The sequence below is a fragment of the Ramlibacter sp. WS9 genome (assembly GCF_003797765.1).
Lineage (GTDB): Bacteria > Pseudomonadota > Gammaproteobacteria > Burkholderiales > Burkholderiaceae_C > Ramlibacter.
In genome coordinates this window covers 1-943 of record NZ_RKMB01000090.1, presented here as the reverse complement: position 1 = coordinate 943, position 943 = coordinate 1, and the positions used below count along the sequence as shown (strand labels likewise).

The following is a 943-nucleotide window of genomic DNA, read 5'->3' as shown; positions in this document are numbered from 1 at the left end:
CGCATGTCTCGTGGGCTTCCTTCACTGTGCGGAAAGGACGTTCGACCTTGCCTTTCGAGCGGGCCGTGGTGCGCGTTCCATCCTTGCTGGCAGGGATGTGTGTCTGCCACTCGATGCCCAGCGCCCGCATGACGCTCTGGAAAACGCGACGCTTGGCCACCGGACCGTTGTCCAGATAGATCAGCTTGGGCCGGCCCTGAAAGGGAAAACTCGGGTCCGCTTTCGGCGCCATCGAGTTGAACAGAAAACGAAGTGCCGTCTCCGCATCCTCACCATAAACGCAGTGGTATTCCTGGTAGGCCACACCGCTGCGGTCATCCACCACGCTGAACAGCATCAGGGTGGGTTCGCCCTTGGCGGGATCGATCCACCGCGGATGCTCAATATGCTTGAGGTCCGACGGCGACATGTCGAACTGCCAACAATCGTTGCTGTGCTCAGCCTGGAACCGAGTTGCGCCTGGCTCCCGGGACAGTTGAGCAGGCCTTAATCGCCAATGTGATAGATATCGGTTGACGGTGGGTCTGTGGAGTACGCCTCTTGGGGCAACAATGAGGCCCCGGTCAGTTTCTACACCGTACTCTTCCAGCAGCTCAATGGCGTGGTGTGTAGATAGATGCCGCCCCTGCTTGTTGGTGGTGCGCAGCTTCAACGCCGCAATCAGTTCGCAGTAGCGCTCCAGTTCCGCCTGGGGCAGGACGCGGGGCTTGCCCTGGTCGGAGCGGTGGGCTGCCTAGGCCTGTGCAGAAGGACCAGGGCGCGATAGACCGTACTGGAGGAAACGCCGTACAGTTCAGCTACAAGGGCCACCTGACGGGCCCGCTCCGGGCTCTTCTTCGGCAAGTGATCCAGGCGCTGCCGCAGTTGCAGCAGCGAATCGACGGGAATGGCCTTACGCCTGCTGGTGGGCATTCCGTTCTGCCTCGGTGATGTAGTTGTAGAG

Annotated in this window: 1 pseudogene; it reads right to left on the bottom strand. The window is 60.8% G+C overall.

Features of this window, described 5'->3' with window-relative positions:
* Window positions 1-888, bottom strand: a pseudogene (locus EEB15_RS33055) (IS481 family transposase); the annotation flags it as partial.
* Window positions 889-943: the final 55 nt, after the last annotated feature.